Origin of the sequence: Ruminococcus sp. 1001136sp1_2201st1_G3_2201SCRN_220225 (genome assembly GCF_040924365.1) — a bacterium.
Taxonomy (GTDB): Bacteria; Bacillota; Clostridia; order Lachnospirales; family Lachnospiraceae; genus Blautia_A; species Blautia_A faecis.
On the sequence record NZ_JBCOME010000001.1, the window covers coordinates 207,127 to 213,361 of the forward strand.

5 protein-coding genes, 3 tRNA genes and 1 rRNA gene are annotated in these 6,235 nt (G+C 46.1%); 3 read left to right on the top strand and 6 right to left on the bottom strand.

The genetic code is table 11. From position 1 onward, the window contains the following. Window position 1 precedes the first annotated feature (1 nt). Window positions 2–169, bottom strand: a complete 168-nt coding sequence (locus AB5642_RS01020; RefSeq protein WP_368371408.1) for a DUF6783 domain-containing protein — start codon at window positions 167–169, stop codon at window positions 2–4. Between AB5642_RS01020 and AB5642_RS01025 the strand changes: the two genes are divergently transcribed. From AB5642_RS01025 to AB5642_RS01035, 3 genes are all read left to right on the top strand, one after another. Further along, window positions 113–991: a carbohydrate ABC transporter permease gene (locus tag AB5642_RS01025; RefSeq protein WP_118583645.1), complete on the top strand. Its 879-nt coding sequence runs from the start codon at window positions 113–115 to the stop codon at window positions 989–991. The genes AB5642_RS01020 and AB5642_RS01025 overlap by 57 nt on opposite strands. Beyond that, window positions 988–2,613: an ABC transporter substrate-binding protein gene (locus AB5642_RS01030; protein ID WP_368371409.1), complete on the top strand. Its 1,626-nt coding sequence runs from the start codon at window positions 988–990 to the stop codon at window positions 2,611–2,613. The genes AB5642_RS01025 and AB5642_RS01030 overlap by 4 nt, the downstream gene beginning before the upstream one ends. Before the next feature lie 127 nt (window positions 2,614–2,740). Further along, entirely contained in the window at window positions 2,741–3,541 is an 801-nt protein-coding gene (locus AB5642_RS01035; protein WP_173717580.1) for a hypothetical protein, read from the top strand. A gap of 70 nt (window positions 3,542–3,611) precedes the next feature. Here AB5642_RS01035 and AB5642_RS01040 read toward each other — a convergent pair whose 3' ends face one another. The 5 genes from AB5642_RS01040 to AB5642_RS01060 all read right to left on the bottom strand — a co-directional run. After that, window positions 3,612–4,952: an MATE family efflux transporter gene (locus AB5642_RS01040; protein WP_173735909.1), complete on the bottom strand. Its 1,341-nt coding sequence runs from the start codon at window positions 4,950–4,952 to the stop codon at window positions 3,612–3,614. 165 nt (window positions 4,953–5,117) lie between these two features. After that, window positions 5,118–5,188: transfer RNA gene (locus AB5642_RS01045), tRNA-Cys, on the bottom strand. Window positions 5,189–5,216: 28 nt separating this feature from the next. Further along, a tRNA-Glu gene (locus AB5642_RS01050) sits at window positions 5,217–5,288 on the bottom strand. A 31-nt stretch (window positions 5,289–5,319) separates the two neighbouring features. Further along, window positions 5,320–5,392 (bottom strand) — tRNA-Asn (locus tag AB5642_RS01055). 87 nt (window positions 5,393–5,479) lie between these two features. Then, window positions 5,480–6,235: ribosomal RNA gene (locus tag AB5642_RS01060) — 23S ribosomal RNA — on the bottom strand; the annotation flags it as partial.

A 6,235-nucleotide genomic window follows, 5' to 3' on the forward strand; every position in this document is an offset into this window, starting at 1 on the left:
TTCACTCTCTTTGTCTGAAAGGTATTTTCGGGCAAAATATACCGCAAAGTGGGGCGTGCAGATTGCAGGAATGATTTTTCAGACACGCTTTAGTCTTCATAAAGGAGAAAACATGGAAAAAGATACCACTCAGTTTACAAAATCGGAGCATACTGCCGCCAGACGGCATTCCCTTGGAAACATCCTTGTCTACCTGCTGCTCACCATCTGGGCTCTGGTCGTACTGTTTCCTTTTTACTGGATGCTTCTTACCTCTGTAAAAAGCTACAGTTCCTACAATGCAGAGCACATTCCCACCTTCTTTACACTGACGCCTACCCTGCAGAATTATGCAGATGCCTTTACAGCAGTGCCCCTGGGAAAATATCTGCTGAACACACTGATTTTCACAGTTGCCACCACCGCTATTATGATGGTTGTGATCACACTATCCGCCTTTGCTTTTGCAAGGCTTGAATTCAGAGGGAAAAATCTGGCTTTCACTTTATTCCTTTCCCTGATGATGATTCCAAACGAACTTGTGATCATTACCAATTTTGTGACCATCACCAACCTGGATATGCGGAACACTTTCCTTGGGCTGATCCTGCCATCTGTCACCTCCGTATTTTATATTTATCTTCTGAAAGAGAATTTTGAACAGGTACCAGATGAGCTTTACCGTGCAGCCAAAGTGGACGGAACCTCAGATCTGAAATACCTTTGCAAGGTAATGATTCCCATCTGTAAGCCTACCATGGTCACCATTGCTATCCTGAAGGTAATCGAATGCTGGAATTCCTACATATGGCCAAGACTGATCACCGATGACCAGAACTACTATCTGGTTTCCAACGGAATTCAGGAGATTCGCGAAAACGGTTTTGGGCGTGAAAATGTCCCTGCCATGATGGCGGCAGTGGTTGTGATTTCCCTGCCCCTGATCATTTTGTTCCTGCTTTTCAGAAACAAGATTATGTCAGGAGTTTCAAGAGGAGGTACAAAAGGATGAGATTATTCAGACAAAAACATCCTGGAGCGTTCCACAAAAAGCCTTTCCTGCTTTTTTCCCTGGCTGCCCTTTCTTCCGTGACTCTGCTTACAGGCTGTCATGGCGCGAAGGACCAAAGTGCCTTTACCATTCCCGGGGAATTTGACACCTCCAGAGATTACGAGATCACTTTCTGGGCCAAAAACGACACAAACAAAACCCAGACCGAAATCTATAAAAAGGCAATATCCGATTTTGAAGCCCTGTACCCCAATATCACCGTAGATCTTCGGCTTTACACGGACTACGGCAAAATCTACAACGATGTAATCACCAACATCGCCACTGGCACCACTCCGAACGTATGTATCACCTACCCGGACCATATTGCCACCTACCTTACGGGAAGCGATACCGTTGTCCCTCTGGACGATCTGATGGCAGATTCCAGCTACGGACTTGGCGGCGACAACCTTGCGTTCTCCTCAGTGAAAAAAGATGAGATCATTCCCGGTTTTTTACAGGAGTGTTCATTTTCCGGTCACTATTATGCCCTTCCCTTCATGCGCTCCACAGAAGCCTGCTATGTAAATAAAACCTATGTGGAAAAGCTTGGATACACCCTTCCGGAAACCCTCACATGGGATTTTGTGTGGGAAGTAAGTGAAGCCGCCATGGCGCAAAATGAAGATGGAACCTACAAGGTCAACGATCAGAATGTACTGATTCCATTTATAGACAAATCCACAGACAATATGATGATTGAAATGCTAAAGCAGAAAAAAGCAGGATATTCCACTGACAGCGGAGAAATCCAGCTTTTTAACGACACCACGGCAAGTCTGCTGGATACCATCGCTGAACATGTAAAAACCGGTGCTTTTTCCACTTTTAAAATTTCCAGTTATCCGGCTAACTTCCTGAATGCAGGGCAATGTATCTTTGCCATAGATTCCACAGCAGGCTCCACCTGGATGGGTACAAACGCCCCTCTTGTGGACATCAGTTCTGATGCTCTGGTGGATTTTGAAACAGAGGTTATGACCATTCCACAGTTTGACCCGGATAATCCGCAGATGATTTCACAGGGACCTTCTGTATGTATCTTCAATAAGAAAGATCCTCAGGAAGTGCTGGCCTCCTGGCTCTTTACCCAGTATCTGCTCACAAATGACGTACAGACCGCTTATTCTGAAACGGAAGGTTATGTGCCGGTTACCAGCAAAGCCCAGGAATCCGACCAGTATCAGGATTATCTTTCCAGGGAAGGGGAAGACAATTCCACTTACTACGATGTAAAAATAAAAGCTTCCAGGCTGCTCCTTGACAATATGGAGCATACTTTTGTCACCCCTGTATTTAACGGCTCCGCTTCTTTACGTGATGCCGCAGGACAGCTGATTGAAAGCGTGACCAAATCTGTCCGAAGAAAACAGGAGATTGATGATGCCTATATTGATAAACTTTACAGCGATGTAACCTCCCTGTATCACCTGGATCAGATTTCCTCAGACCAGTCCTCTGGAAAAAAAGAGCTTGGTCCTCTTCCGGCAGAATCCAGAATTCTTCTTGGAAGTCTGGCAATAGTCTGGGGTCTGATCCTACTTTATCTTTTCATCGAAAGATTAAAGAAAAAAGCGTAATATTTAAGCTTGATTTCCCCATAATTTTGTTTATAATAAAGGTGATTGTGTACAATCGTTTTTGACAGATGACTTTACACTCACCTTGTCAGACATCTGAAACTTACGTACCCAGAAAGGAGAAACTATGAAAAAAAGACTTGTATTATTGATGGCTCTCTCTCTTACCTTTGCATTCCCGGCAGCTGTTATGGCTGAGGATACCACTGCTGCAGAGGAAACTGCTGATGACACAGAAGCTGCTGACAGCACTGCAGAAGACGCAGATGTGAAATCCGAAGGTGTTATGACCCATGACGAGTACCTTGCAGCAGCTGTTGATGACGAGGTTACCATCGAGACCTATGTACAGGCAAAGCAGTCCTGGTGGGAAGATAAGGCTACCTTCTATACCCAGGACAAAGATGGCGCATACTTCATTTATAACATGCCATGCTCCGAAGAAGACTATGAGAAGCTGGTTCCGGGAACTAAGATCAAAGTAACCGGATATAAAGCAGAATGGTCTGGCGAGATTGAGGTTGCTGATGTTTCCTCTTTCGAGATTGAGGACGGTGAATACATCGCAGAGCCGCTTGATGTAACAGATCTTCTTGGTAAGGACGAGCTGATCGATCATCAGAACGAGCTGGTATCTTTCAAGGGAATGACCGTAGAAGCTGCCGGACAGGATGCTGACGGAAATGATGTAGCTTACCTTTACAATTACGATGGATCCGGTTCTGAGGGAGATGACCTTTACTTCAACGTTTCCCTTAACGGCGAAACCTATACTTTCACAGTAGAGTCTTATCTCTGTGACAAAGACAGCGATGTTTACAAAGCCGTAGAAGCTCTGAACATTGGCGATAAGATCGATATGGAAGGCTTCCTGTACTGGTATGAGGGCGTAAACCCGCACATTACATCTGTTACAGCAGCTGAATAATTTCACATAATTCCAGACAAAAAACACCCGGGCACCGCTTCCTTTATGAAGCACATATGCCCGGGATTTTTTATCCAATTTTTGTATTCCTGTATACATGTACCCAATATATAATTTCCACCACTGCCGTAATTCCCCATGAGAAAATGTACAGCAGATATAAAGACGGAATCGTCTTAAAGTAGGCAAACACCGTATTTACCCATACCATTCGGAAAATACAGGATCCTATAATTACAATAACCGTAGGAATAACACTCTTTCCAAGAGCACGGGAAGCTGCAATGGCACTGTCCATAAATGCAGAAAATCCATAACTGAATCCCATAATCGTAAGTCGTTTCATTCCGGCATCCACAACCGCAGGATCATTGGTAAAAAGTCCCAGGAACTGTCTGCCGAATATAACCAGTGCAATACCACCTATGGTTCCAATTCCAAAGGAATAAGCCAGGCTGACCAGATAACTGTTTCGCACTCTTTTTCTTTTCCCTGCACCGTAATTCTGCCCCATAAAGCTTCCGCAGGCTGTATAAAAAGCAGCCATGGAGTCATACAAAAGAGCATCTGCATTTGCCGCAGCGGAATTACCTGCCACCATTATAGCATCAAAGGTATTGACGCCTGCCTGGATAAACAGATTTGCCACCTGAAAAATACCATTTTGCAATCCTGCCGGAAGACCGATCTGAATGAGGTATCCTGCCATTCTCTTGTCAAACCTCAGTTTGGAAAGACGAAGTGCATAATCCCCGCCCACTTTTACCAGAGCCCGGAGGATCAGAAACGCAGATAAATACTGGGAAATAATACTCGCAGCTGCAACACCTGCCACATCCATTTTACAGACAATTACAAAAAACAGATTCAATACTATATTTACAATGCCAGCTGCACCCAGATAATACAAAGGCTTCTTCGTATCTCCAAAAGCACTGCACACCGCATTACCAAAATTATAAAGAGCCATTGCCGGCATTCCCAGAAAATAGATCCTTATATACAGTACTGCACCATCCAGAAGTTCTTCCTTGGTATTCAACAGCTCCAGAATTCCTTTTGAAAAGAGCAGTCCAAAGATCAGTACGATCATCCCCGCAGCCATACTTACCAAAAGAGCCGTATGTATCGTCTTGATCGTACTCTCTTTATCCTTCGCTCCGAAAAATCTTGCCACCAGAACATTGGTACCGCCGCCCATACCGATCAGAAAGCCCGTAAAAAGAGTTACAAGCGTAGTAGTGGATCCCACTGCCCCCAATGATAAAGAGCCCGCAAACTGACCAATAACCGCGATATCCGCCATATTAAACAACACCTGCAAAAAGTTGGTCAGCACCAGAGGGATACTAAAAAACAGCATTTTCCCCCAGATAGAGCCTGTGGTCAGGTCCTGTCTGTCCTCTTTCATTTCAATTCTTCTCCTTCGTCAAATCCAAAATTTCTTCCGGCACTGCACCTCGAAACTGTTAAGAACTTTCAATGCAGCTCGCCCCCCCTTCAGATCAAGCCAAACCTATTTTGCACCGGAATTTTGTGCGCAAATAAAGCTCTTGAATAAATCAAGAGCTTTAAGAGGTGCCACCCAGATTTGAACTGGGGATAGAGGTGTTGCAGACCTTTGCCTTACCACTTGGCTATGGCACCATATTATTTAGTTCTTCGCAGAAGCGAATGACTCCAAGGGGATTTGAACCCCTGTTACCGCCGTGAAAGGGCGGTGTCTTAACCGCTTGACCATGGAGCCTTATCAAATCGGGCTTCATGCTCCGATTAAACTCCCCCTGTTGGACTCGAACCAACGACACTTCGGTTAACAGCCGAATGCTCTACCGACTGAGCTAAGGAGGAATATAAAGGTTTGCACCTTCAAAACTACATACATGTTACATCCTTGTGGAATATTTGTCAAGAATCTTTTTCAAAACCTTGCGATTTTTGGTCAAGCCCTCACCCTATTAGTAACAGTCAGCTCCATGCATTACTGCACTTCCACCTCTGCCCTATCTACCTCGTCGTCTTCAAGGGGGTTTACTTCTTTCGAATGGGACATCTCATCTTGAGGGGGGCTTCACGCTTAGATGCCTTCAGCGTTTATCCCTTCCGGACTTGGCTACCCGGCCGTAGACTTGGCAGTCTAACCGGTACACCAGCGGTCCGTCCATCCCGGTCCTCTCGTACTAAGGACAGCTCCTCTCAGATATCCTACGCCCACGCCGGATAGGGACCGAACTGTCTCACGACGTTCTGAACCCAGCTCGCGTACCGCTTTAATGGGCGAACAGCCCAACCCTTGGGACCTACTACAGCCCCAGGATGCGATGAGCCGACATCGAGGTGCCAAACCACTCCGTCGATGTGAACTCTTGGGAGTGATAAGCCTGTTATCCCCAGGGTAGCTTTTATCCGTTGAGCGATGGCATTCCCACTTAATACCACCGGATCACTAAGCCCTACTTTCGTACCTGCTCCACCCGTCGGTGTCGCAGTCAAGCTCCCTTCTGCCTTTGCACTCTTCGAATGGTTTCCGTCCATTCTGAGGGAACCTTTGGGCGCCTCCGATACCCTTTCGGAGGCGACCGCCCCAGTCAAACTCCCCGTCTGGCATTGTCCCACCGCCGGTTCACGGCGGCTGGTTAGAAGCCCAGTACTGCAAGGGTGGTATCCCAACAGCGGCTCCGCAGCAACTGGCGT